At 62.0% G+C, this 22,806-nt stretch carries 24 protein-coding genes; 15 read left to right on the forward strand and 9 right to left on the reverse strand.

What is annotated here, in order from left to right:
• Positions 1 to 172: 172 nt before the first annotated feature.
• Both ACROHD_RS04020 and ACROHD_RS04025 read left to right on the forward strand, forming a co-directional pair.
• A complete protein-coding gene (locus ACROHD_RS04020; RefSeq protein ID WP_432676060.1) occupies positions 173 to 1,303 on the forward strand; it encodes an aminodeoxychorismate synthase component I in 1,131 nt (376 codons plus the stop codon).
• The gene (locus tag ACROHD_RS04025) at positions 1,258 to 1,905 is read left to right on the forward strand and encodes an aminotransferase class IV family protein (protein ID WP_432676061.1); all 648 of its coding nucleotides are present in this window, start codon (positions 1,258 to 1,260) and stop codon (positions 1,903 to 1,905) included. The genes ACROHD_RS04020 and ACROHD_RS04025 overlap by 46 nt, the downstream gene beginning before the upstream one ends.
• Here ACROHD_RS04025 and ACROHD_RS04030 read toward each other — a convergent pair.
• Positions 1,890 to 3,086 carry a class I SAM-dependent methyltransferase gene (locus tag ACROHD_RS04030; RefSeq protein ID WP_432676062.1) on the reverse strand — a complete coding sequence of 399 codons (1,197 nt, stop codon included), beginning with the start codon at positions 3,084 to 3,086 and terminating at the stop codon, positions 1,890 to 1,892. The two genes, ACROHD_RS04025 and ACROHD_RS04030, sit on opposite strands and share 16 nt — an antisense overlap.
• 198 nt (positions 3,087 to 3,284) lie before the next feature.
• On the opposite strand from ACROHD_RS04030, the gene aspS reads away from it, so the two are divergent.
• The 4 genes from aspS to ACROHD_RS04050 all read left to right on the forward strand — a co-directional run bounded on the left by aspS (position 3,285) and on the right by ACROHD_RS04050 (position 8,586).
• The gene (aspS, locus tag ACROHD_RS04035) at positions 3,285 to 5,060 is read left to right on the forward strand and encodes an aspartate--tRNA ligase (RefSeq protein WP_432676063.1); all 1,776 of its coding nucleotides are present in this window, start codon (positions 3,285 to 3,287) and stop codon (positions 5,058 to 5,060) included.
• 139 nt (positions 5,061 to 5,199) lie between these two features.
• Entirely contained in the window at positions 5,200 to 6,561 is a 1,362-nt protein-coding gene (locus ACROHD_RS04040) for a DUF1800 domain-containing protein (protein WP_432676064.1), read from the forward strand.
• A gap of 4 nt (positions 6,562 to 6,565) precedes the next feature.
• Positions 6,566 to 7,801 carry a DUF1501 domain-containing protein gene (locus ACROHD_RS04045; RefSeq protein ID WP_432676065.1) on the forward strand — a complete coding sequence of 412 codons (1,236 nt, stop codon included), beginning with the start codon at positions 6,566 to 6,568 and terminating at the stop codon, positions 7,799 to 7,801.
• A 65-nt stretch (positions 7,802 to 7,866) separates the two neighbouring features.
• Positions 7,867 to 8,586 carry a GNAT family N-acetyltransferase gene (locus tag ACROHD_RS04050; protein WP_432676066.1) on the forward strand — a complete coding sequence of 240 codons (720 nt, stop codon included), beginning with the start codon at positions 7,867 to 7,869 and terminating at the stop codon, positions 8,584 to 8,586.
• On the opposite strand, the gene ACROHD_RS04055 is transcribed toward ACROHD_RS04050, so the two are convergent.
• Positions 8,583 to 9,302, reverse strand: coding sequence for a response regulator (locus ACROHD_RS04055; protein ID WP_432676067.1), 720 nt, complete (start codon positions 9,300 to 9,302; stop codon positions 8,583 to 8,585). The genes ACROHD_RS04050 and ACROHD_RS04055 overlap by 4 nt on opposite strands.
• 156 nt (positions 9,303 to 9,458) lie before the next feature.
• Between ACROHD_RS04055 and mce the strand changes: the two genes are divergently transcribed.
• Together mce and ACROHD_RS04065 are read left to right on the forward strand one after the other, a co-directional pair.
• Positions 9,459 to 9,863 carry a methylmalonyl-CoA epimerase gene (mce, locus tag ACROHD_RS04060; protein WP_432676068.1) on the forward strand — a complete coding sequence of 135 codons (405 nt, stop codon included), beginning with the start codon at positions 9,459 to 9,461 and terminating at the stop codon, positions 9,861 to 9,863.
• Positions 9,863 to 10,141, forward strand: coding sequence for a DUF1467 family protein (locus ACROHD_RS04065; protein ID WP_432676069.1), 279 nt, complete (start codon positions 9,863 to 9,865; stop codon positions 10,139 to 10,141). The genes mce and ACROHD_RS04065 overlap by 1 nt, the downstream gene beginning before the upstream one ends.
• Here the strand turns inward: ACROHD_RS04065 and ACROHD_RS04070 are convergent.
• From ACROHD_RS04070 to topA, 3 genes are all read right to left on the reverse strand, one after another.
• Entirely contained in the window at positions 10,113 to 10,817 is a 705-nt protein-coding gene (locus tag ACROHD_RS04070; protein ID WP_432676070.1) for an EI24 domain-containing protein, read from the reverse strand. The genes ACROHD_RS04065 and ACROHD_RS04070 overlap by 29 nt on opposite strands.
• Positions 10,814 to 11,407, reverse strand: a complete 594-nt coding sequence (locus tag ACROHD_RS04075; RefSeq protein ID WP_432676227.1) for a nitroreductase family protein — start codon at positions 11,405 to 11,407, stop codon at positions 10,814 to 10,816. Before ACROHD_RS04075 ends, ACROHD_RS04070 begins: the two co-directional genes overlap by 4 nt.
• 111 nt (positions 11,408 to 11,518) lie before the next feature.
• Positions 11,519 to 14,122: a type I DNA topoisomerase gene (gene topA, locus ACROHD_RS04080; protein WP_432676071.1), complete on the reverse strand. Its 2,604-nt coding sequence runs from the start codon at positions 14,120 to 14,122 to the stop codon at positions 11,519 to 11,521.
• A 121-nt stretch (positions 14,123 to 14,243) separates the two neighbouring features.
• Here topA and ACROHD_RS04085 point away from each other — a divergent pair, with 121 nt between their 5' ends.
• A complete protein-coding gene (locus tag ACROHD_RS04085; RefSeq protein ID WP_432676072.1) occupies positions 14,244 to 14,675 on the forward strand; it encodes a hypothetical protein in 432 nt (143 codons plus the stop codon).
• On the opposite strand, the gene dprA is transcribed toward ACROHD_RS04085, so the two are convergent.
• The 4 genes from dprA to tldD are packed head-to-tail and all read right to left on the reverse strand — an operon-like array spanning position 14,642 to position 18,283.
• On the reverse strand, positions 14,642 to 15,835 hold the full coding sequence (gene dprA / locus ACROHD_RS04090; RefSeq protein ID WP_432676073.1) for a DNA-processing protein DprA: 1,194 nt from the start codon (positions 15,833 to 15,835) through the stop codon (positions 14,642 to 14,644). The two genes, ACROHD_RS04085 and dprA, sit on opposite strands and share 34 nt — an antisense overlap.
• A 44-nt stretch (positions 15,836 to 15,879) precedes the next feature.
• On the reverse strand, positions 15,880 to 16,371 hold the full coding sequence (locus ACROHD_RS04095) for a GNAT family N-acetyltransferase (RefSeq protein ID WP_432676074.1): 492 nt from the start codon (positions 16,369 to 16,371) through the stop codon (positions 15,880 to 15,882).
• On the reverse strand, positions 16,368 to 16,862 hold the full coding sequence (locus ACROHD_RS04100) for a GNAT family N-acetyltransferase (protein WP_432676075.1): 495 nt from the start codon (positions 16,860 to 16,862) through the stop codon (positions 16,368 to 16,370). The genes ACROHD_RS04095 and ACROHD_RS04100 overlap by 4 nt, the downstream gene beginning before the upstream one ends.
• A complete protein-coding gene (tldD, locus tag ACROHD_RS04105; protein WP_432676077.1) occupies positions 16,859 to 18,283 on the reverse strand; it encodes a metalloprotease TldD in 1,425 nt (474 codons plus the stop codon). The genes ACROHD_RS04100 and tldD overlap by 4 nt, the downstream gene beginning before the upstream one ends.
• Before the next feature lie 183 nt (positions 18,284 to 18,466).
• Here tldD and coxB point away from each other — a divergent pair, with 183 nt between their 5' ends.
• The 6 genes from coxB to ACROHD_RS04135 all read left to right on the forward strand — a co-directional run bounded on the left by coxB (position 18,467) and on the right by ACROHD_RS04135 (position 22,792).
• Complete coding sequence (coxB, locus tag ACROHD_RS04110; protein WP_432676078.1) at positions 18,467 to 19,354, forward strand: cytochrome c oxidase subunit II; 888 nt, start codon at positions 18,467 to 18,469, stop codon at positions 19,352 to 19,354.
• A 72-nt stretch (positions 19,355 to 19,426) separates the two neighbouring features.
• Positions 19,427 to 20,365, forward strand: a complete 939-nt coding sequence (gene cyoE, locus ACROHD_RS04115) for a heme o synthase (protein ID WP_432676080.1) — start codon at positions 19,427 to 19,429, stop codon at positions 20,363 to 20,365.
• 1 nt (position 20,366) lies between these two features.
• Entirely contained in the window at positions 20,367 to 20,561 is a 195-nt protein-coding gene (locus ACROHD_RS04120) for a cytochrome c oxidase system small membrane protein (RefSeq protein ID WP_432676081.1), read from the forward strand.
• A complete protein-coding gene (locus ACROHD_RS04125) occupies positions 20,558 to 21,133 on the forward strand; it encodes a cytochrome c oxidase assembly protein (protein WP_432676082.1) in 576 nt (191 codons plus the stop codon). The genes ACROHD_RS04120 and ACROHD_RS04125 overlap by 4 nt, the downstream gene beginning before the upstream one ends.
• A gap of 20 nt (positions 21,134 to 21,153) precedes the next feature.
• Positions 21,154 to 21,969, forward strand: a complete 816-nt coding sequence (locus ACROHD_RS04130; RefSeq protein ID WP_432676083.1) for a cytochrome c oxidase subunit 3 — start codon at positions 21,154 to 21,156, stop codon at positions 21,967 to 21,969.
• Positions 21,970 to 22,114: 145 nt separating this feature from the next.
• A complete protein-coding gene (locus ACROHD_RS04135; protein ID WP_432676084.1) occupies positions 22,115 to 22,792 on the forward strand; it encodes an SURF1 family protein in 678 nt (225 codons plus the stop codon).
• Positions 22,793 to 22,806 lie beyond the last annotated feature (14 nt).

A 22,806-nucleotide genomic window follows, 5' to 3' on the forward strand; every position in this document is an offset into this window, starting at 1 on the left:
CGTCGGGGGATGCCCCCCCGCGCAAATTGTCCTGCGTTATAGGGATGGAGCGCCCACGCGCAAGGGGGGTCTGGAATGAATCTCATTCTGTCGCGTCCAGGGGTGTCAACCTAGGGCGAATGGCCCTATCTGGGGTGAACGAGCGAAATCAGAATACGAGTCGACATCTTTCATGCGCATTACCTTCGATCACGGGCCCGGTTCAGGGCGCGAAAAGTTCGAATCCCCGCGCGGGTTGATCGTCGCGCGGGATCCGGGGGATGTGCCCGATGCGCTGGCCCAGATGCACGAGGCAAGGGCTTCAGGCGGGTGGCTGGCGGGCTATGCAAGTTACGAGCTCGGATATGCCTTGGACCCCAAGCTCGCCCCGTTGATGCCCGAGGCGCGGAAAATGCCGCTCCTGTGCTTTGGCGTCTATGACCGACCCGAGCCCGCGCAGCCCGGCTCGCGCACCGTTGTTCGCCCCAAGAACCTCGCCCCCCGCTGGAGCGCGACACGCTACGCACAGGCGTTTGACCGGCTGCACGGGCTGATCGGGGCAGGGGATTTGTATCAGGCGAACCTGACCTTCCCGATTGATCTGGATTTGGCGGGGTATAGCGCAGCATCGCTTTATGAAGGATTAAGCGCCGGGCAGCCTGTCGGCCATGGCGCATTGATCGAGCAGATGGACGGCCCCGATATCCTCAGCCGCTCGCCCGAACTGTTCTTCCGCACTGACCGCGCGGGTCGTATCCAGACCCGTCCGATGAAAGGTACGCAGCCGCGATCTGCGGACCCGGTCGAGGATGCCGCACGGCGCGATTTCCTGAAAAGTGACGAAAAGAACCTCGCGGAAAACCTGATGATCGTGGATCTGCTGCGAAATGACATTTCCCGTGTCTGCGTAGCGGGAAGCGTGAAGGTGCCAGAGCTTTTCACCGTGGAAAGCTACGCGACGGTTCACCAGATGGTCTCGCTCATTGAAGGGCAGTTGCGGGACGGCATGGGTTTGGACGAAATCCTGCGCGCCCTGCATCCCTGCGGATCGGTCACCGGAGCGCCCAAGATTCGCGCCATGGAGGTGATCCGCGATCTCGAACCATGGCCGCGCGACATCTATTGCGGTGCAATCGGATGGGCCGCGCCCGACGGGCGGTCGGAATTCAGTGTCGCGATCCGCACGCTCATTCGTGACAAGACGGGCCACGCGGTGCTGAACGTCGGCGGTGGCGTGGTCTGGGATTCGACGGCCCAATCGGAATATGAGGAGGCGCTGTGGAAAGCCCGTTTCCTGAGCCGGTTCCAGCCGGAACCCGCCTGATCGAAACCTTCGGCTGGTGGCCGGGGGAAGGCGCAAGGCGGTTTGACCTGCATTTGGACCGGATGGGAAGGAGCGCCGGGACGCTTGGCTTTCCCTTCCATGAGGACGCGGCGCGAGAGCGGGTCGCGGGGCTGAACGGGCAGGACGCCCTGCGCTGTCGCCTGACGCTCGGGGCGGGCGGGGACATGGAGCTTGCTGCCGTTCCCTTGCCGCCGGGGCCAGACCGGGCATGGCGCGTGGCGATCCATCCGGAACGGGTGCGGTCGGGTGACGTTTGGCTCGCTCACAAGACGACCAACCGGGCGCTATATGACCGCGCACGGACGGCCCTGCCCAATGGCGTGGACGAATACCTGTTCCTGAATGAGCGGGATGAGCTTTGTGAGGGGACGATCACCAACGTATTTGCGATGCGTCAAGACGGCCGCCGGGTAACGCCCCCCCTGTCATCCGGGGTGCTGCCGGGTATTCTTCGCGAGGAGTTGCTGTCTCGTGGCGAGGTAGAGGAAGCTCCGATCACCCTAGATATGCTGCGCAATGCCAAGGCCATCAGCGTCGGCAATTCCCTGCGAGGTGAGATCCCTGCTCAGATGGTGATGTAATCCCGTGTCAGCGGCACTGCGTCCTGCTGGCGGGCAAGTTGCATCTGAAAGACGCATTGCCTTGCGTGTCGGAAGGACATTTCGCTTGCCTTGAGATAATAGCGCCACATCCGCACGAAACGGGCATCATATAGCCGCTCTGCCTCCTCCGCGCTGGCCATGAACCGGTCATACCAGTGGCGCAGGGTGTCCGCGTAATGCAGGCGCCAGACCTCCACATCCGTGGGGTAAAGCCCCGATTTTTCCACCGCTGCCGACATTTCCGACATTGCAGGAACATAGCCACCGGGGAAAATATACTTAGTGATCCAAGGGCTGGTGCTGCCCGGCGGGCTTGCGCGCCCGATCGTGTGGATCAGCGCCACGCCTTCGGAGCTTAGCCGGTCGCGCACGGTGTCGAAATACTCTCGATAGTGCGGCACACCCACATGTTCGAACATGCCGACGGATACGATCCGGTCAAACTGGCCAGTGACGGCCCGATAGTCCTTCAGCTCAAACCGCACCTTGTCCGACAAGCCTGCCGCCTCGATCCTTGCGCGCGACCAGTCAAGCTGTTCGGTGGACAGGGTCACTCCCAGAACCTCGACGCCATAATCCTGTGCCAGTGTCAGGGCCATCCCGCCCCAGCCTGATCCGATCTCGAATACCCGCATCCCTGGTTCAAGGCACAGCTTCTTGGCGATATGCGCTTTCTTGGCGGCCTGTGCTTCCTCCAGTGTCATGCCGGGCCTTGTGAAATAGGCGCAGGAATATTGCCGGTCGGCGTCAAGGAAGAGGTCATAGAGCGCTGCCGACAGATCATAGTGATGGGCGACATTGGCCCGCGCCTTGCTGGCCGGATTCCACTGGTCCAGCCTGCGCCGGGCCAGCCGGGTGGCCTGAATCGCGTTGCGCCACCACAGATCGCCCGAGAGCACCACATTCATTGCCAGCAGCGCATGCAGCCCGTCCAGATCGTCATCTTCGATGGTAATAAGGCCATTCATGAAGCCTTCACCAAGGGTCATATCAGGCGCGGTAACAATTCCCCGCGCAATGCCTTCGTCGCGAAAGTGCAGGCCTACGCTCGGCCCCGGTCCACCCTCATATCTGTGGACCCTGCCATCAGGATGCGTGATTTCCAGTGCGCCAGTCTTGATGAAGCCGCGCAGCATTGAGTCCAACAGCTTGTCCCACATCGCCCTAAAAACCCCCGTTTCATCAGGTCGCGCGTGTCACAATCCGAGGGGTATTCTGCCAAATCCCGCGAAAAAGGGAAGATTTCGCTGCGAAACCGCCCCAAGCCCGGCAAAGCACCGCCGGGTCGGCCTTGACTTCCCGGCGCGCAGAAGGTGTATCGGCACAGTCGAAATTCCACCCCCGAAGGGACATCCGCGATGCATGCTTTCCGCAGCCATACCTGCGCCGAACTGACCAAGGAAAACGTAGGCCAGACCGTGCGTCTGTCGGGCTGGGTCCACCGGGTACGCGACCACGGCGGCATCCTGTTCATCGACCTGCGCGATCATTTCGGCGTGACTCAGGTTTTGGCCGATCCCGACAGCGCCGCGTTCAAGGACGTGGAAAAGGTGCGCTCCGAATGGTGTATTCGCATCGACGGTGAAGTGAAGGCTCGCGACCCGGAACTGATCAACCCCAAGATCCCGACGGGCGAGGTTGAGGTGTTCGTGCGAGAGCTGGAGGTTCTGGGCGCGTCCGAGGAACTGCCGCTGATGGTGTTCGGCGATCAGGAATACCCGGAAGAAACCCGCCTGCGCTATCGTTTCCTCGACCTGCGCCGCGAGAAGATGCAGAAGAACATGAAGCTGCGCTCGGACGTGGTGCGCTCGATCCGGAGCCGTATGTGGGACAAGGGCTTCAACGAGTTCCAGACGCCGATTATCACCGCCTCTTCGCCCGAGGGTGCGCGTGACTTCCTCGTGCCGTCGCGCCTGCATCCGGGCAAGTTCTACGCCCTGCCGCAGGCCCCGCAGCAGTTCAAGCAGCTGCTCATGGTCTCGGGCTTTGACAAGTATTTCCAGATCGCGCCCTGCTTCCGTGACGAAGACCCGCGCGCCGACCGGTCCCCCACCGATTTCTACCAGCTCGACATGGAGATGTCGTTCGTCACCCAACAGGACGTATTTGACACGATCCAACCGGTGATCGAGGGCGTGTTCGAAGAATTCGGCGGTGGCCACAAGGTAGACAAGCACTGGCCGCAGATCAGCTACAAGGACGCAGCGCTTTGGTATGGCACCGACAAGCCCGACCTGCGCAACCCGATCAAGATGCAGGACGTGTCCGAGCATTTCGCAGGCTCCGGCTTTGCCATCTTCGCCAAGATCCTGGAACAGGACGGCACCCAGATCCGCGCCATTCCCGCGCCTTCTGGCGGCAGCCGCAAATTCTGCGACCGCATGAACAAGTTCGCGCAGGAACAGGGCCTGCCGGGGATGGGCTACATCTTCTGGCGCGACGGCGAAAACGGCATGGAAGCGGCCGGGCCGCTGGCCAAGAATATCGGGCCTGAACGGACCGAGGCCATTCGCCAGCAGCTGAAACTGGGCAAGGGCGACGCTGCCTTCTTCCTCGGTGGCAAACCCGAAGCGTTCGAGGCCGTGGCTGGCCGCGCCCGCACCGTGATCGGCAACGAACTGGGTCTCACGGAACAGAACCGTTTCGCCTTCGCCTGGATCGTCGATTTCCCGATGTACGAGGCCGACGAGGAAACCGGCAAGGTCGATTTCAGCCACAACCCGTTTTCCATGCCGCAAGGCGGGATGGAGGCGCTTCAGGGCAACCCGCTCGACGTGCTCGGCTACCAGTATGACCTTGCCTGCAATGGCTATGAACTGGTGTCCGGCGCCATTCGGAACCACAAGCCGGAAATCATGTTCAAAGCGTTTGAACTTGCAGGCTACGGCGAAGACGAGGTGCGCAAGCGCTTCGGCGGCATGGTCAACGCGTTTCAGTATGGCGCCCCGCCCCATGGTGGCTGTGCGGCAGGCATCGACCGGATCGTGATGCTTCTGGCTGATGAGGCCAATATCCGCGAGGTCATGCTCTTCCCGATGAATCAGCGTGCCGAAGATCTGATGATGAACGCGCCCTCTGAGCCGATGGCGGAACAGCTGATGGAACTGGGCCTGCGCGTTATCCCGCAGGACTGAATTAGACTTGCGATTTGCGATTTGCGACTGGCCCGGCATTTCTCCGCCGGGCCTGTTGCTTTTTATGGGTCTGGGCCTTTGGTGCCGGCGATAAGCGGGCTATCTTGGATCACATGTGTAATCCTGTGTACCCAATCCAATGACCTTATCTGCGGCCCAGGCCACAATCCGCTTTGGCACCGGGCTGCGGCCCGGCACTCCCGCCATGCATCCGGAGGAAATGCTGACCGCGCTGTCTGGTCCTGACCGGATGATTTCAGCCTTCCCGTTCGAGAGCTTTGAAACCCGTGTCGCGTTCCGTCTTGAATATACGCGGCTACAGCGTGCGCGCGACGAAAGCGAAGAGGCGCTGCAGGCATTCCGTGCAGTCCGCGACGCGCTGAACCGGGAAATCGTGAACCAGATGACCCTAACCATTGCGCGCGGCATGGCCGATCCTGATGGGCTGCGGGAACGGCTGGTTTGGTTCTGGGCCGATCACTTCACCACTGTCGGCGGGCGCAGTTTCATGCGCGGCGGGATTGCTGCCTATATCGACGAAACGATCCGCCCCCATGTTGCGGGCCGATTCAGCGACATGCTGGAGGCTGCAATCCTGCATCCTGTCATGGTGCTGTATCTCGATCAGGAACGGTCCTATGGGCCAAATTCCGTCACCGGTCTGCGCCGGGGCGCAAGCCTGAACGAAAACCTGGCAAGAGAATTATTGGAACTGCATACGGTCGGGGCCGATGGCGGATACACCCAAACCGATGTGCGGCAAATGGCAGAGCTTTTGACCGGGCTCGGGATCACGCGGAACGGCGAGCTGGCTTTTCGCCCCAACAACGCGGAACCAGGGGCCGAGATCGTGTTGGGGCAAAGCTATGGTGGAAGCGATCCGGCACAGCTTTCGGATATCCGCGCGGTCCTGCGCGACCTGGCAATGCGGCCTGAAACCGCCCGCCATATCAGCCGCAAGCTGGCCGATCACTTCCTGTCTGACACGCCTGATCCGGGGCTGGTGGCGGCAATGCAGGCGGTCTGGATGGACACCGGCGGCGATCTGGCGGCGGTGACGGCAACGCTTTTGACACATCCCGCTGCACTGATACCTGGACCGGGCCGGGTCAAGCAACCGCTGCATTTTCTCACCTCGGCCATGCGTGCGCTGGAGGTGCCACCGGAGGTTTGGGTCCAGACCCGCGTCCCGCGCCTTCGCAACCTCGCGCTTCGTCCGATGGCGGCCATGGGGCAGGGGTGGCAGAATGCATCGGGGCCGGACGGTTATTTCGACGATGATGCGGAATGGATCGGCCCACAGACCCTTGCCGCACGGATCGGCTGGTGCATGACCGTTCCGTCCGAATTGCGCCCCAACCTGCCCGATCCACGGGCCTTTGTTCGCGACGCGCTAGGCGATGCTGCCCCGGCAGAGCTTTTGCTGGCTGCGACCCGAGCGGAAAGCCGGGTCGAGGGCATCGGGCTGATCCTTGCCTCGCCCGCGTTTCAGAGGAGTTAAGCCGATGTCCCGTCTGACCCGCCGCGATCTGCTGTTGCGCGCCTCGGCCATCGGTTGTTCCGCGGCCGCCAGCCCGTTGCTGACCCCTGTTGCCTTCGCGTCTGCCCCGACCGAAAACCGTCTGGTGGTGATCCTTCTGCGCGGTGCCATGGATGGGCTCGACCTCGTGCAACCTTACGGAGATCCGCATTTCGCCGCCGCCCGTCCCGATTTCGCTATCGGTCCCGCTGCCGGCGCGCATGATCTGGACGGGTTCTTTTCGCTTCATCCCGGCCTAGGAGAGTTGATGCCGCTTTGGCAGTCAGGTGAACTGGGGTTTGCACATGCGGTTTCCACGCCATATCGCAATCAGCGCAGCCATTTCGATGGCCAGGATCTGCTGGAGGCAGGCACCGGGGCGGATCGGCTCGGAGGGTCATACGAAGATGGCTGGTTGAACCGGTTGGTCCAGATCATGCCGGGGGCCACACGCGAAACAGCCTTGGCTGTTGGCCGGGAAGAGGCGTTGATCTTGCGTGGGGCCGCACCGTCGGTGGCCTGGTCGCCAGCATCGCAGCTTGGGTTGTCCCCGGCCACGTCGGACCTTCTTGGGATGCTCTATCATGACGACCCTCTTTTCCGGGAAGCCTTTGAGGGCGCTGAATTTTATTCCGATCTACTACGCGGGGCCCTGTCAGATGGCGATATGAGCGAGGATGACATGATGGCGGCGATGGCCGACAGCATATCCGCCTCCAACAGCTCTGTAACGGCAGGGTCCCTTGCCGGGTTCGCCGCCGAACGGCTGCGCGCCGATGCAAGGATCGCAAGCTTCTCGCTTGGCGGGTGGGACACGCATCGCGGGCAGGTGAACCGGATGGGCAGGGCGCTGCGCCACCTGTCCAGTGCGATAACGCACCTGCGCGACGGGCTTGGGCCGGATTGGGACAAAACCGTTGTGCTGGCCATGACAGAGTTCGGCAGGACGGTGCGCCAGAACGGCTCGGCCGGCACCGACCATGGCACGGGCAGCGCCTTGCTGTTGGCAGGCGGCGCCATTCGTGGTGGCCGGGTCATGGGGGACTGGCCCGGTTTGGGGCCGGGCGATCTTTTCGCGGATCGAGACCTGATGCCCACCCGTGATGTGCGGGCCTATGCGGCTTGGGCGATGGCTGGCTTGTTCGGCACGGAAGCATCCGCCCTTGAAAGCCGGATTTTCCCGTCGCTGGAACTTGGAGCCGATCCCGGCCTTTTGCGTTGAAGTTCTTGCGCTTCTTTCCCTGATCCCATCTTCTGCCGTTTGAAGAAGCGGAGGTGGAGCGTGACATGACCGACAAGAGATTCGGAGCCAGTTTGACCGACTGGGAAGCGCCGCCACGTCCGCGATTGGAGCCGCTTGACGGTCGATATGCGCGGCTGGTGCGACTCGACGCCGATCTACATGCGGCTGACTTGCATCGTGCCAATTCTGCCGATGCGGCGATCTGGGACTACCTGCCTTACGGCCCGTTTTCCTCGGCGGCAGCCTATCACCGTTGGATTCGCCAGATCACGGGCACGGAAGACCCGCTGTTCTATGCCGTACAAAACAGAGAGACGGGGCATTTCGGCGGAGTGGCCAGTTTTCTCAGGATCACTCCAGAGGTCGGCGTGATCGAGGTTGGTCATATCAACTTCGCCCCGGAGCTTCAGCGAACCAGGGCAGCGACCGAGGCGCTGTTCCTGATGATGGAATGGGTGTTCAAGGCGGGCTATCGCCGGTTCGAGTGGAAATGCGACGCGCTGAACATGGCGTCGAGGCGGGCGGCGCAGCGGCTCGGGTTCAGCTACGAGGGCATCTTCAGGCAGGCCACCATCGTCAAGGGCCGCAACCGGGATACGGCATGGTTCGCCTGTATCGATTCAGAATGGCCTGCGTTGCGCGAAGCGTACAACGCGTGGCTCTCACCCTCGAATTTCACGGCTGACGGCGTTCAGATCGAGGCCCTGTCAGATCTGACGCGGCTGGTGCGTGCCAAATCCGACCCGGCTTTTACCAGATCTTAGACAGCTTCCATTCCAGCCACCCGATCGGCCAGCAACGTCCGCAGGTTTGCACGGTCGGCATGGGTTAGTCGGGCGGGCAGGGCGCGAGCAGTTTCCAAAAGCCCGGTATCGGTCGCGCTACGGGCGATGCCCATCAGAAAGCGTTGCAGATAGTCGGTCGGTAAAGGATCCTGATCCAGCAGATCGAGCGCATGGATGAAGTCCTCTCTCAATGCCAACCGGTCGGGATAGATCACGAGCGTGTCCATGCTTCGCGGGCCGCTTGGTTGCATGTGGTCTGGTAGATGTCGCAAAATCTCGGTCTGGAAGAAGGTCAGGCTGTCCATTGGTTTTGGCAGAAACCCATCCGCGCCTGCGTTCAGGGCAGCTTTCGCCGCAGCGTTCCGCTCCGCGCCCGATGTGGCCAGCAAAACCGGAACGCGCGGGTTGCTACCGTGCATTTCGTCGATCAGGCTAAGCCCCGATCCATCGGGCAAGCCCAGATCGACAATGGCAACACTTGGTCGATAGGTGTTCAGATGTCGATGCGCCGAGGCCAGGCAGTCGGCCCGCCGGATGCGCGCGCCGGAGCGCAGGCACATCAGGCGCAGCGCCTCTGACGCGAAGCGGCTGTCTTCGACGACCAGAACGGTCAGCCCGGCAAGCGGGCGTTCCGCCGTTGGCAAAGGGTTGAAAAACGGGATCTCCTCATCCGGTCTGCGTGTTTCGGTGTCCATGTCCAAAAGCCCCCAAGGCGATTCTGAATCCCATTAGACCCGCCCGAGGTTGACAGAGGGTTAACGCAGCCAGAGGGGGCGCGGCGATCCACCGCTTGCCAAGCCCACACATGCGGCCCCATATGCTGCGCAAGCGAGAGATGAAGGAGACATGCAATGATCGGACGGCTGAACCACGTGGCGATTGCGGTGCCCGACCTGGACGCGGCGGCGGCGCAATATCGCGACACGCTCGGTGCCAAGGTGAACCCGCCGCAGGATGAGCCTGACCATGGTGTGACCGTAGTGTTCATCGAGTTGCCCAACACCAAGATCGAACTGCTCTACCCCCTGGGGGATAACAGCCCGATCAACGGTTTCCTGGAGAAAAACCCCTCTGGCGGCATCCACCATATCTGCTACGAGGTCGAGGATATCCTTGCCGCACGCGACCAGCTGAAAGCCTCGGGCGCGCGGGTTCTGGGCAGTGGAGAGCCAAATATCGGCGCCCATGGCAAGCCGGTCCTGTTTCTGCACCCCAAGGATTTCACCGGTACTCTCGTTGAGCTGGAGCAGGTCTAATGGGCTGGTTTACCTCACTCGTTCTGTTGGCGGTCGTCTGGTTCATGACGCTGTTTGTCGTGCTGCCCCTGCGTCTGAAAACCCAAGGCGACACGGGAAATATCGTGCCCGGTACGCCCGCATCGGCGCCAGACAACATCCAGATCAAGAAGAAGTTCCTGCTGACCACCCTGGTGGCTCTTCCGATCTGGGCCATCCTTGTGGCTCTGATCCTGTCTGGCCGCATCACGGTCGACAGTTTCGATCTGTTCACCCGGTTCGGCGGTCAGCTCGACTGAGACGGTGATTAAGATGGGTAAAGGTGGCGGCGCCGAGGATCGGAACCAGCAGGTTCACGACCGGGATCGTCAGCGGCACGGCCATCAGCACGCCCGCTGCGAAAATCTGGGTGCGGTTGCGTTTGCGAAACGTGGCCGCACCTGCCGCGTCCAGGCGCCGCAAGGCCACCAGTTGCGCATATTCCCGGCCCAATAGCACCCCGTTCACGATCCAGAACAGCAAGGGCGCGATCGGGGCGAAGAGGATATAGGCGACCAGCGCGACAAGGTTGACCCCGATCAGCACACCCAGGAACTTCGCGCTGTCGGCAAGCCCTTCCACGAGACCGACCTTTCGTGCAGGCGGCAGGTTGGGATAGTGGCGATCCTCCACGGCATCGGCGATCTGGTCGAGAAAGATGCCGATAAAGGCCGAGGCCACGGGCACCATCAGGAAAATCGAGGCCACCAGCATCACCGGGATCGCCGCCCAGGACAGCGCCGCGTCAATGCCGCCGATCTCGCCGATCCAGGGCAGGGCTATCGTATCGGGCACCAGCCAGCCGATGGCGGTGGCGAAGACCCAATAGATGCCAACCAGCAAAGCCACGGTCAGCGCCAGACCCATCAGCAGAACGCGCAGGAAACGCGGGTCGGAGAGTTGCCGAACCGCCTTCAGAAAATCTTCGAAAATCATTTACTTACCCAAGAGGTGATCGCGGACAGGTCGGGGCGTGGGCGTTCGGGTGGCACGTTCGTTTCGGTACCAAGATGAATGAATCCGGCGACGAATTCGTGATCAGCCAGCCCCAGCCCCTCGGTGAGGAAAGGCCGGTCAAAAGCCATCCAGCCCGTTAACCAATTCGCGCCCCATCCGGCAGCAAGCCCGGCATTGACCAGTGCAAGGCAAACGGCCCCAGCGCTCAGGACCTGTTCCACCTCCGGCACCTTGTCCGAGGGCTTCGGGCCGGCAACCACGCTCACCACCAGGTGCGCGTCTTCGAAGGAACGTGCGTTTTTTTCGATCTTTTCGGGTTCGATCCCGGCCATGGCGCCACAATCACGCGTCAGCGCTGCCAGCCGCAGATTGGCCGCCCGTTCCAGCACAATGAAGCGCCATGGCTCCAGTTTTCCGTGATCCGGGCTGCGCGCAGCGGCGGTCAGCAGGGTTTCCACAGTCGCACGGTCCGGCACAGGGGTGGTCAGTGTTTTGGCAGGGCGCGACCGGCGGGTCAGCAGGAAATCGAGCACCTCGGGGCGGGCGGACAGGGGGGCGATATCGGGCATGTCGGCTTTCATCTGGAACGGGTCACAGACATGTCGGCAAGGACGGGCAGGAGTTCAACCCATCCCAACCGTTTTGGCCATATTTTGCCTCGGGGCGATGCCCGCGAAGATCTATTTCTTCGCGGTTTTCTTGCGAGCAGGCTTCTTCTTGCCGCCCTTGGCTTCGCGTTCCACGATCAGCTCCACCGCCATCTCCATGGTCACGTCCTCGGGTTTCACGTCCTTGGGAATGGTGGCATTCACCTTTTCCCATTTCACGTAAGGCCCGTAGCGGCCCTCCATCACGCTCACCGCGCCGCCGCGATCCGGGTATTCGCCCAGTTCCTTCAGCGGTGCCACAGCCGTGCGGCCACGACCCGGCCCGCGAGACCGCTTCTCAGCCAGAAGTTCCACTGCCCGGTTCATGCCGATCTCGAACACGTCATTTGGATCGCGCAGATTGGCATAGGTGGGTTTGTCGGCATCAGCCGCCTGATGCATGACATAGGGCCCGAAACGGCCAAAATTGGCGCTGATCATGTTGCCGTCTTCCGGGTGCGGGCCAATCTCGCGCGGCAAGCTCAGCAGCGTCAGCGCCTTTTCGAGGTCCATGGCATCCGCCGACCAGCCCTTGGGCAGCGAGGCGCGTGGCGGCTTCTTGTTTTCCTCGCTTGCCTCACCCTTTTGCACGTACGGTCCGAACCGGCCGGACCGCAGCGTCACCGCCTCGCCCTCGTCATAGCCCAGAACCTTGTCCCCCGCCTGCGCATCTGCATCGCCGCCAATCGGGCGGGTGTAACGGCATTCGGGGTAGCGCGAGCAGCCGACGAAGCCACCAGTGCGCGAGGTTTTCAGATGCAGGTTGCCCTCGCCACACAATGGGCATTGGCGGGGGTCCGTGCCATCTTCGCGGGGCGGGTACAGCTGCGGGGCAAGGGCCGCGTCCAGCTTGTCCAGCACTTCGGTGATGCGCAGTTCCGAGGTTTCGGCAATTGCGGCAGAGAAATCGCGCCAGAACTTCGCCAGAACCGCCTTGTAATTCAGATCCCCGGCCGAGATTTCATCCAGCTCTTGTTCCAGTTCGGCGGTAAATTCATAGCCCACATATTTGCGGAAGAAATTGAGCAGGAAGATCGTGACGATCCGGCCCTTATCTTCCGGGAACAGGCGGTTTTTCTCTTTCCGCACATATTCGCGATCCTGGATCGTGGTGATCACCGAGGCATAGGTGGAGGGCCGTCCGATGCCAAGCTCCTCCATCTTCTTGACGAGTGTTGCTTCGGTATAGCGCGGCGGCGGTTGCGTGAAATGTTGCTGGCCCAGAACAGCGCCATCGTCCGAGATCAGCGCCTTGCCATCTGCGGTCAGGCGGGCATGTTCATCAGCCATCGCGCGGCCAACCTTGGTCAGCTTATCGCCCTGGCTGATCTGCGGCAGGCGGCGATCTTCGTCAGACCCGGCATCGTCGTCGCGGCCTTCCTCATAGACCTTCATGAACCCGTCGAACATAACCACCTGACCTGTGGCGCGCAGCACGACCTGTTCGTCATCGCTGCTGATATCGACCGTGGTTCGCTCCAGCCGCGCAGCCTCCATCTGGCTGGCGATGGTGCGTTTCCAGATCAGCTCATACAGCTTCTTCTGATCGGCCTCGGACACCCGCAGGCTGGCGGGATCTTTCGACATATCCGTGGGGCGGATACATTCGTGGGCTTCCTGGGCGTTCTTGGCCTTGTTCTTGTAGATGCGCGGGGAGGAGGGCAGGTAATCGGCCCCGTAGCGATCCTTGATCGCGTCGCGGGCGGCGCTGACCGCTTCGGGCGCCATGTCGATCCCGTCGGTCCGCATATAGGTGATGTGCCCGGCCTCATAGAGCCGCTGCGCCGCGTTCATTGTCTGACGCGCGCCGAAACCGAACTTGCGGCTGGCCTCTTGCTGCAAGGTCGAGGTCATGAAGGGGGCAGAGGGGTTGCGGGTTGAGGGTTTGGCCTCAACCGATGCGACGCTGAGCGCCCGCGAAGACACCGCCTGCACGGCCATGGTGGCGGCGGCCTGGTTGTCCAGATCGTAGCGGTCCAGTTTCTTGCCGCCGAGCGTGGTCAGGCGGGCTTCAAACGTCTGCCCCCGCGGGGTTTCCAGCACGGCGCGCACCGACCAGTATTCGCGGGCGGTGAACGCCTCGATCTCCATTTCGCGTTCGACGATCAGCCGCAGGCAGACGGACTGCACCCGGCCGGCCGACCGCGCGCCGGGCAGTTTGCGCCACAGAACCGGGCTCAGCTTGAAACCCACCAGATAATCAAGCGCGCGGCGGGCGAGGTATGCCTCGACCAGCGGTTCATCCACCTGGCGCGGGTTTTTCATCGCTTCGGTCACGGCGGATTTGGTGATCGCGTTGAACACGACGCGGCTGACTTCCGTCGATTTCTTGATCGCGCGGCGCTTGGTCAGCGCCTGTTGCAGATGCCATGAAATCGCCTCGCCCTCGCGATCGGGGTCGGTTGCGAGGATCAGTGTATCGTCATCTTTCAGCGCGTCGGCGATGGCCTTCACATGCTTTTTACTGTCGTTGCCGACCTCCCAAAGCATCTCAAAATCCTGGTCCGGATCGACCGAACCATCCTTTGGCGGCAAGTCGCGCACATGCCCATAAGAGGCCAGAACGGTGAAGTTATCCCCGAGATATTTGTTGATTGTCTTGGCTTTAGCCGGGGATTCGACGACGACGACTGGCATTCAGAATGACCTCTGGGCAACGGATGACGGGTGGCGCGGGAACATGTGTCGCTCTGGTGGGGCTTGTCAATGCGCTATCGGAAAAAGACAATGCGGCCATTCAACCTCAGGGACCTCATCCATGAGATTTCTCTTTTTGCTCGCCCTTTGGCTTTGCCTTTCTATTACCGCCCATGCCGACCCGGTCGAGCCACCGCGCGGCAGCGCGCTGCGGGCCGAACTGCTCGACGCGATCCGTCGCGATGTGGAACCGCGTTTCGGAGGACCGGTGGAGTTTGTTGTCGATACCCTGCTGGTTCAGGACCGGCGGGCGGTCGCGAACCTGACAGCGCAACGCCCGGGCGGGACACCGATTGATCTTGCCTCCACGCCCCTGGTCATCGTGGAGGGCATCCCACCCGATCTGATCGACGGCCCTACGGTGCAGGCTTATTTGTATCGTCCGGGCACCTATTGGCAGATCGTTGAATACTCCATCGGCGCCACCGATGCATGGTGGTGGGGGTGGGATTGTCGCAACTATGGAGATTTCTTCCCCGAGCCACTTTGCTGACCTGAGGCCAGGGAAATCAGCCCTCCGGGTTGGCGATGTATCGAGCCATCCAGTTCCATCCGCGCCAGTTCCGTAGCGGCGTCTGCCGGGCTCATCCCCAGATCGCGCAACAGCTGATCTTCCGCCACCGGGGCGTGGCCAAGCTGTGACAGGATGCGGGAATTCAGTGCCGCGCGATCCCGCCAGTCGCGTTCGGGCTGCTGCGGGATGTCGGTGGCTTTGGCCAAGGGCAATTCCGCCTGACGGGTGGTGATGGCGGGGCCGATGGCTTCAATCACATCTTCCGCGTCACGCACCAAAGTGGCCCCGTCGCGCAACAGGATGTTGCAGCCAGAGGCGCGGGTGTCCATCGGATGACCGGGCACGGCCAGCACCTCGCGCCCTTGGTCCAGCGCGTTGCGCGCGGTGATCAGCGAGCCCGACCGCGCCGCCGCCTCGACAACGATGACCGCGCGGGCAAGGCCGGACACGATGCGGTTTCGTTGCGGAAAATGACGCGCCTGCGGCTCAAGCCCGAAGGGGTGTTCGGACAGGCGCAGGCCGTTCTTGGCAATCGCATGGGCCAGATCGGTGTTCTCCGATGGATAGATCACATCGAGCCCGCCGGCCTGCACGGCGATTGTCCCCTTCGGCAAGGCCGCGTGATGGGCCAGCGCGTCAATACCGCGTGCCAGGCCGGAAATGATGACAAACCCCGCCTCCGACAGCTCACCCGCCAGTTTGCGCGCCATCCTTGCGCCAAGCGAAGATGCGTTTCGGGTGCCGACCATGGCCAGCAACGGTCGGGTCAGCAGACCGGTGTCGCCTAGCGCCCAAAGGATCGGCGGTGCATCGGCGCAATCGGCCAAATGGGCAGGGTAGCCAGGATCGCCGAGGCTGAGCATTCGGGCCCCAAGACGCCGGGCTGCTTTAACCTCGGCCATCGCGGCAGTGTCGGAACAGACCTCGTATGATTTTACGCCTGCCCGTTTTGCGACCTCAGGCAGGGCCGCAAGGGCCGCCTCAGCGCTGCCATGTTCCGCCAGAAGCCGCCGAAAGGTGGCAGGCCCCACCCGACGAGACCGGATCAGCCGAAGTCGCGCCATGCGGTCGGCGTTGTCCGCCGACGGGCCGGGGCAATAGGCGGTCGCCGCCTCATAAAAACCTGTGTCGCTGTCCATCCACATGAGTCGGAAGGCTAGGCGCAGGGGGGTTAACAGGGAGTTTACGGATCGAGAGAGACCCGCTTGACGAAAAATCGCAAGCGCAGGCGGAATGGCCCGGCGGAGCTGTCGACCGGCGCCTCTCCGCTGCCGGTTTCTTCCCAGCCTTGCCGGGCATAGAACCGCGCCGCGCGGTCGTTCTCGACCCCGACATCAAGCCGCGCCAGCCCGACACCACGCGCGGCCAGCCGGGCCTCTCCATCCGCGAGGAGCCGGCCGGCAAGCCCGTTTGAACGGGCTTCTGGCGCGACGTATAGCTGGTAGATCTCATCATCGCGGATCGAACAGAACCCCAGTGCAGATCCATCGCTTGCCACGACTGTGTCAGGTAGCAAGGCAACAAGACGCCGGGCAAAATCCTCTTCTGTCCGCAGGGCCGTCAGGGCAGGCGGCGTATAGGCGGCGTGGGCCTCGTGCCAGCCCGCGTGCCAAAGCGCGGCCAGTGCGGGGATATCCTCGGACCGAGCCGGGCGGAGCAAGGGATGCTGGGTCATGCGTCAGTCAGGCCCTTTCGCAAGATACGGGTACGCAGGGTAATGGGGCCGTCCGGGGTCGGAACCTCAATCGCCTCGATCCGATCCAGTCGCCAGCCCTGCCGCTGGTAAAACCGAAGCGCACGGTCATTGCCGACAAGGGCGTCGGTCCAGCCTTCGTCATGCCCCCCGGCGCGCAACAGATCTTCGGCATGGGCCATGAGCCGCCCCGCGACGCCACCGCCGCGCGCGGGCTGAGATACGAACAACCGGTCAATCCAGCGGCCTGTGGTCGTCACGAAACCCTCGGCGCCATGAAGACCTTCCCAAACATGGCAGGCCGGGCCTATGCGCTGCATCTCAGCGGTGAAAAAGTCAGGCCCCCGGTGGCGCAACAGGTCTGCGGGAACCGCGTTGGCGTGGCCGTCATGCCAGGCGTCGTGCCACAGCCGCGCCAGCGCCGGGTAGTCCTGCGGGTCGGCCCGCCTTATGCCGCCCGCAAATGGCCTCACGCGGCCGAGCCACCCACGGTCAGCCCGCCGATCAGAACGGTTGGCTGCCCGACACCGACGGGCACCCATTGGCCCGCCTTGCCGCAGGTTCCCATGCCGGGATCAAGCGCCATGTCATTGCCGATCGCGCGGATCTGGTTCAGCGCCGTTGCCCCGTCGCCGATCAGCGTTGCGCCCTTGACCGGCGCGCCGACCTTGCCGTTTTCAACCCGGTACGCCTCGGTGCAGGAAAACACGAACTTGCCATTGGTGATATCCACCTGGCCGCCGCCGAACCCGACAGCGTATATGCCATCCTTGAGGCTCGCCACTATATCGCCGGGGTCGGTGTCACCGCCGAGCATATAGGTGTTGGTCATCCGCGGCATCGGCGCATGTGAATGGCTTTCGCGCCGGCCATTGCCGGTTGGAGGAACCCCCATCAGACGCGCATTCTGGCGGTCCTGCATGAAACCCACGAGGATGCCATCCTCGATCAGCGTGGTCTTGGAGGACGGCGTGCCCTCATCATCCACGGTGATTGAGCCGCGCCGGTCGGGGATGGTGCCATCATCCAGCACGGTCACGCCCTTGGAGGCCACCCGTTTGCCCATCAGGCCTGCGAAGGCGGAACTCTTCTTGCGGTTGAAATCGCCCTCCAGTCCGTGACCCACGGCCTCGTGCAGGAGAATGCCGGGCCATCCCGGTCCAAGCACCACATCCATGATGCCCGCAGGGGCGGGAACGGCACCCAGATTGACCACAGCGATGCGCAGCGCCTCTCGTGCCAGGGACTGCCAGTTGGTCAGGTCCAGCCAATCGCCAAGCTCCACCCGACCACCGCCACCGGCATTGCCGGATTCCCGACGGCCGTTTTCTTCGACAATGACCGAGACATTCACCCGGATCATCGGACGGGCGTCCGAGACATGCACCGCGTCGGGGCGCAGTATCTCGACCTCCTGATGAGACGCCGCAAGGCTGACGGACACCTGCACCACCCGGGGGTCCAGACCGCGTGCATAGGCGTCGACCTCTTTCAGAATATCCAGCTTTGCGCCGAATCCCGCACCGGCCATCGGGTCTGCATCGGTGTAGAGACGGCGATTCGTAGCCTGCGGCGCATCGGCCCAGGTGCCGCCGCCATCACCGACGGCCAAACGCGCGGTTTCACTGGCGCGGATCAGTGCAGCCTCGGAAATTTCGGTAGAGTGGGCGTAGCCTGCAACCTCGCCGCGCACGGCGCGCAGACCAAAGCCTTCGGACGCGTCATAGCTGGCGGTTTTGACCCGACCATCGTCGAACAACAGCATTTCCGAGCGTTTGCGCTCCAGAAACAGCTCTCCATCGTCGGCCCCATCGGTGGCAGCGCGGAGAATGGACAGGGCCGCGTCCTTGTCGAGCAGGGTGTCGAAGGGGCGGAAGGCAGCGCTTTGCGTCATGTGGGAAGGACCCTTTCCAAGCCGAAAATGATTTGCATCAACCAAAACTGTACAATCGACGAGGTGAGACATTTTTCACCACTGTCTTGTCACGATCCCATCTATATGGTTCTACACCAGATAGACGCAACGGGGGTGAGCGTGGCCGATCCGGCCGATCCCCGCAAGGACAGGACGATAAGAATGCAACTTCTCAAGAAGCTGAACGGCCTCTGGGCCGGTATTGGTGCAACATTCGCCGCCGGCATGGCTGCCGCGCAAACCGCACCCGAGGGACTGGAAATCATCGGCGCGCCCACTCCGGGCGGCATCGGTTGGCAGCCTGCGGCCACCAGCCTAGCCGAGCAGATCCATTTCCTGAACGGGATGCTGCTCTATATCATCGCTGCGATCAGCCTGTTTGTGCTTGGTCTGCTGGTCTGGGTCGTCCTGCGCTATAACGCGCGGTCCAACCCGACCCCGGCGACCTTCAGCCACAACACCCCGATCGAGGTGACCTGGACGCTGGTGCCGCTTGGCATCCTGGTGTTCATCGGCGCGTTCTCTCTGCCGGTGCTGTTCAACCAGCAGGAGATCCCGGAAGGCGACGTGGTGATCAAGGCCACCGGTCACCAGTGGTACTGGAGCTATGAATACCCCGGGACCGATATCGATTTCGCAAGCTACATGCTGACTCGCGACGAACTGGAAGAGTATGGCTACAGCCAGGATGAATACCTGCTGGCCACCGACACCGCCGTCGTCGTGCCAACCGGCCAGACCATCGTGATGCAGGTGACCGCATCTGACGTGATCCACAGCTGGACCATCCCCTCCTTCGGTGTGAAGCAGGACGGTGTTCCGGGCCGCCTGGCGGAGCTTTGGTTCGAAGTAGATGAAGGCAACGAAGGCATCTATTTTGGCCAGTGTTCCGAGCTTTGCGGCCTGAACCACGCCTTCATGCCGATCACCGTCATGGCCGTCACCACCGAAGAATACGAGGCGTGGCTGTCCACCGGCGGCACCGACTTCGCTTCGCTGATGGATGGGTCCCTTGCGGGCGATATCGAGCTGGCCTCGGTCGATAACTAACCTAAAACAAATGACCATGGGCGGACCTGTCCCCGCCCGTGGTCCCATTCAATCCAGCGACAAGAGCCCGAGATGAGCGATTTCACCGCGAATACCAGCAGCACTCCGCAGGAGGCACAGTTCGGCGATTATATCGCCTTGCTGAAACCTCGCGTAATGTCGCTTGTCGTGTTCACGGCTTTCGTGGGCCTGATGGTCGCCCCGGTCAGTGTTCCGCCGGTCGATGCCTTCACCGCGATCCTGTTCATTGCCCTGGGTGGCGGTGCTTCGGGTGCGCTGAACATGTGGTATGATCGCGATATTGACCGTGTCATGAAGCGCACGCAGTCACGCCCGATCCCCTCGGGCATCGTGACTGCGGGTGAAGCGCTGAGCCTCGGATTGTGGCTTTCTGCCCTATCGGTGGTGATGCTGGGTCTTGCGGCCAACTGGTTTGCCGCTGCATTCCTTGCCTTCACCATTTTCTTCTATGCCGTCGTCTACACTGTCTGGCTCAAGCGCTCCACGCCGCAGAACATCGTCATCGGTGGAGCCGCAGGCGCATTTCCCCCGATGATCGGATGGGCCGTGGCAACTGGCGGCATTTCAATCGAATCCGTGCTGATGTTCGCGCTGATCTTCATGTGGACGCCGCCCCATTTCTGGGCTCTGGCTCTGTTCATGAAGTCCGACTATGACGAGGCCAAGGTGCCGATGCTGACCGTGACGCACGGGCGGCCCCACACCCGCAAGATGGTCCTCGTCTACACGCTGCTCTTGGCCCCCGTGGCCATTGCAACCGGTCTGACCTCGATCGGTGGTCCGGTCTATATGGCGGCTGCGGTGGTGCTGAACATCCTCTTCGTCAAGGGTGGCTACGACATCTGGAAGCGCAGCGAAGAGCAGGCTCTGGAAGACGATTACAAGACCGAGAAGAAGGTCTTCCGTTTCTCGCTTCTCTATCTATTCCTGCATTTCGGTGCGCTGCTGGCCGAGGCCGGTCTGCGTCACTTCGGGTTGGGGGGCTGGTAGAATGCCGATCACCGAAACCCACGAGATTCACAAGCGCCGATTTGGCCGAAACCTGGGTGTTGCTCTTACGCTCATCGGCTTCGTTGCCATCGTCTTTCTGCTGACCATGTCCAAGATCCGCAATGGCGGCTCGGTCGAGGCTTTCGACCATTCAGTGCGGCCGTCAATTACGCAAAGTGAGGAGGAAAGCCAATGACCGACCAGCCAACTCCAAACTACAGCAAGACGGTCTGGAAACTGGTGGGTGTCGTCAGTTTCATGTTGGCGCTCGGCTTCGCCTCGGTGCCGCTTTATGACCTGTTCTGTCGTGTGACCGGCTTCGGCGGAACAACCTCTGTCTCCGAGAGTGCCAGCGATGTGATCCTCGACCAGACCATCCTGATCCGCTTTGACGCATCGCTGGATCACAACATGGAATGGGAGTTTGAAGCGCCCTCCGAGCCGATGGAAATTCGCATCGGTGAAACCGGCATGGCCTTCTACACCGCTTACAACCCGACCGACCGTCCGATTGCCGGTACGGCGACCTATAACGTCACGCCCTATGTGGCGGGTGGGTACTTCTCCAAGATCGCATGCTTCTGTTTCACCCAGCAGATCCTTGACCCAGGCGAGCGGGTGGAGATGCCCGTGACCTTCTATGTGGATCCCGAAATCGTCAACGACTCGGAAGCACGCCACATCCCCGCAATAACCTTGTCCTATACGTTCTACGAAACGGACTTGCCCGAAGACGAATACGCCGCGCTAGACGGCGACAGTGAGTGACCACGGAAGGACCGCGCAAAATGGCCCACGCTAAAAACCACGACTACCACATTCTCACACCCTCGATTTACCCGTTCCTCGGGGCCGTCTCGGCATTCCTGATGCTTTTTGGCGTCGTCCTGTGGATTTCGGGAAATGGCCCCTGGCTTTTCGCCATCGGCCTGATCGGTGTTCTCTACGTCATGTTCGGCTGGTGGAAGGACATGGTGCACGAAGGCAATAACGGCGTTGACCACACCCCCGTTGTACGGATCGGCCTGCGCTATGGCTTCATCCTGTTCATCCTGTCTGAGGTGTTCTTTTTCCTCGCGTGGTTCTGGGCCTTCTTCAAGCACATGCTCTACCCGATGAGCGAATATGAAGGCTCCACCTACGTGACGCCCGAAATCTACCTGGTCGACGCGTTCCACCTGCCGCTGATCAACACGCTGGTCCTGCTGCTGTCGGGCTGTGCCGTGACCTGGGCTCACCACGCACTGGTGCATGAAAACAACCGCAAGGACCTGATCTGGGGTCTGTCCATCGGCATCATCCTGGGCCTCGCATTCACCGGACTTCAGGCCTTTGAATACTGGGAACTGATTGCCCATTACGGCTGGACCTTCGGCGGCGATCGCTTCTTCGGCGCCTTCTTCATGGCCACCGGCTTCCACGGCTTCCACGTTATCATCGGGACGATCTTCCTGACCGTCTGTCTGTTCCGTGCCATCGCGGGGGATTTCACGCCCGAGCGTCATGCCGGGTTCGAGGCCGCTGCCTGGTACTGGCACTTCGTGGACGTCGTCTGGCTGTTCCTGTTCTTCGCAGTGTACATCTGGGGTCAGTCGGCCCTGTAACCACCGGGCCGTCTGTGCGGGACGGCCTGACATGTTCCAGCAGTGCGTGGTCATGCTGGAACATGAACGAGCAGGCAACTATGCCACTACACAAACCAAGGGGCCGGCCACGGGGTCGGCCTTTTCCCGTGGAGGACGCGAGCAAATGAAACGGGTGATCTTGCCCTTGCTGTTCGGTGTGGTTGGCTGTGCCATCCTGCTTAAGCTCGGTTTCTGGCAGGTGGACAGGCTGGCGTGGAAACAGGCCCTGCTGGCTGATATCGACGCGCGGATCGTGGCCGCGCCAGTGGATTTGCCTGACGCGCCGAACGAGCAAGAGGACCAGTTCCTGCCCGTCGCCGTTTCCGGTGTGATCGGATCGGGCGAGATCACCATCCTTGCTTCGCTCCGCAACGCCGGGCCGGTCTTTCGCATCATCCGCGATTTCGAGACCGAGGACGGTCGGCGCATCCTGATCGACATGGGCTTCGTCCGGGAAACCGAGCGCGAGACGCCCCGCGCGGGCAATGTCCCCGCTGATCTGGTGGGCAACCTGCACTGGCCGGATGAGATCGGCAACCAGACCCCCGCGCCCGATTTGGAGGCAGGCATTTGGTTCGCCCGCGATATCCCCGCCATGGCCGAGGCACTGGAAACCGAACCCGTCTTGCTGGTATTGCTTGATCCGCCGCAAACGGACCTTGGCGTGACGCCCTTCCCCGTGGACAGCGGGGCGATTCCGAACGACCACTTGTCCTACGCGATCACCTGGTTTCTGCTGGCGGCCGTGTGGTTGGGGATGACACTCTATCTTGTCTGGCGTATCAGCAGGCGAGCGAACTGAAGGCACTGAATTAC

This window comes from Nioella aestuarii, assembly GCF_050896395.1.
In the GTDB taxonomy this organism is placed as follows: domain Bacteria; phylum Pseudomonadota; class Alphaproteobacteria; order Rhodobacterales; family Rhodobacteraceae; genus Nioella; species Nioella aestuarii.